This window comes from Limnobacter sp. (assembly GCF_036405155.1).
In the GTDB taxonomy this organism is placed as follows: Bacteria; Pseudomonadota; Gammaproteobacteria; order Burkholderiales; family Burkholderiaceae_B; genus Limnobacter.
On record NZ_DASWYD010000009.1, the window covers coordinates 1 to 1,881 of the forward strand.

Consider the following 1,881-nt stretch of genomic DNA (forward strand, 5'->3'; position numbering starts at 1 on the left):
AGCCAACAAGAGCATGGCCTTCCAGATTGGAACGGGCAACGCCGCCACCGACACGCTGACCGTGAACCTGACCGATGACGCCACCGGCGCCGGCAACGATTTGACCACCATCCTGACCAACGGTGCGGCTTCCATTCAAGCTAACCTGGGCGGTGTGGACACGGTTGCAAACGCCACCACCGCGATCACTCAGCTCGACGCCTCGATTGACGCCATCACCGGCATCCGTGCCGTGGTCGGTGCCGGCCAGAGCCGTCTGGAGCAGGTGGCCGCTTTCGCCGACATCCAGAACACCAACCTGTCCACGGCCCGCGGTCGCATCATGGACGCTGACTTCGCCAAGGAAACTGCTGCGCTCACCCGCTCGCAGATCCTCCAGCAGGCCGGCACCGCCATGCTCGCCCAGGCCAACCAACTGCCCAACAACGTGTTGAGCTTGTTGAAGTGATGAACTGAATGCAGTGACCAAGCAGCAGCCTGCATGAGATTCCCAAATGCCGGTTGTTTTCGGGGTGGGTGTGAACACCTACCCCCTTTTTAGCCTTACATGGGAGTCAAGTATTGAACAGGCAGATTATCTTTTTACCCAGAAAAGGGTCAAAAGATAATCTGTTTTTTTATTACAAACAAAAAATAAAAAAACAAAAAATATTTAACAAACAAGCATTTTCAGACCTCAAGTAATTCAAAAATAGAACGTTAATAAGTCATCGGTAGAGAAAATACCGAACAGAGCAAAGGAAGAAATCCTTTGAAGTTGATTGTCTACACTTTCGGAGTGAAACCATGTTAGGCATTAATACAAACGCACCGTCGCTGACGGCACAAATGAACCTCAGCAAGTCTGCTGGTTCCCTTCAAACCTCGATTGCCCGCCTGTCTTCTGGCCTGCGCATCAACTCTGCCAAAGACGATGCAGCCGGTTTGGCCATCGCCGAGCGCATGACCGCACAGATCAAAGGCTTTGACGTTGCACAGCGCAACGCCAACGACGGTACTTCCCTGCTCCAGGTCGCCGATGGCGCCATGGGCAAGATTTCCGACAACATGCAGCGCATGCGTGAACTGGCTGTTCAGGCCAAAAACGGCACACTGAACTCCACTGACCGAGCCAACCTGAACCGTGAATACACCGAGCTGGGCAACGAAATCACACGGATTTCCACTGGCACCACTTTCAACGGCAACAACGTCTTTAGTTCGGCCAACAAGTCGGTGACATTGCAAATTGGTTCGGGCAACGCTGGTACTGACAGCCTGGCCGTGAACCTGACCGATGACGGCACAGCCGGCGGCAACGACCTGCAAACCACCCTGGCTGCGTCCACCTTCGGTGCGATTGACACCGTGGCCAACGCCACCACCGCCATCACCAACATTGACACCAACATCAATGCGGTGACCAACCTGCGTGCGACTGTCGGTGCCGGCTTGAGCCGCCTGGAACAAGTGGCCTCCTCGCTGGAAAACAGCTCCACCAACCTGGCGTCTGCCAAGGGCCGGATCATGGATGCAGACTTCGCCAAAGAAACTGCCAACTTGACCCGCTCGCAGATCCTGCAACAGGCTGGTACAGCAATGTTGGCCCAGGCCAACCAGCTGCCCAACAACGTGTTGAGCCTGCTGCGTTAAACCTTCCCCCAATTGAAGGGGTTCCTCCGAGCGCCCCCGGTTCTCAGGCCAAAAGCCTGTGTTTCCGGGGGTTGCCGCAGAATGCGGGGCAGCTTTACGGCAACATCACCGCAAACTTGAGGGTGCAAAAAAATTCTCCTGCTGTGGAGAATTTTTTTGTTTTTCCGCCCTAAAGATTCCTTTTTTCCTCGCGTTAATGGATTCATAAGGCAGCGCAATGACGCAGCCACAATGAACCAAAAAACACAC

At 54.4% G+C, this 1,881-nt stretch carries 2 protein-coding genes; both read left to right on the forward strand.

From position 1 onward, the window contains the following. The coding region (locus tag VGE55_RS14145; RefSeq protein ID WP_331130862.1) for a flagellin at window positions 1-448 on the forward strand (448 nt) is incomplete at its 5' end. A gap of 338 nt (window positions 449-786) precedes the next feature. Next, on the forward strand, window positions 787-1,632 hold the full coding sequence (locus tag VGE55_RS14150) for a flagellin (protein WP_331132321.1): 846 nt from the start codon (window positions 787-789) through the stop codon (window positions 1,630-1,632). Window positions 1,633-1,881 lie beyond the last annotated feature (249 nt).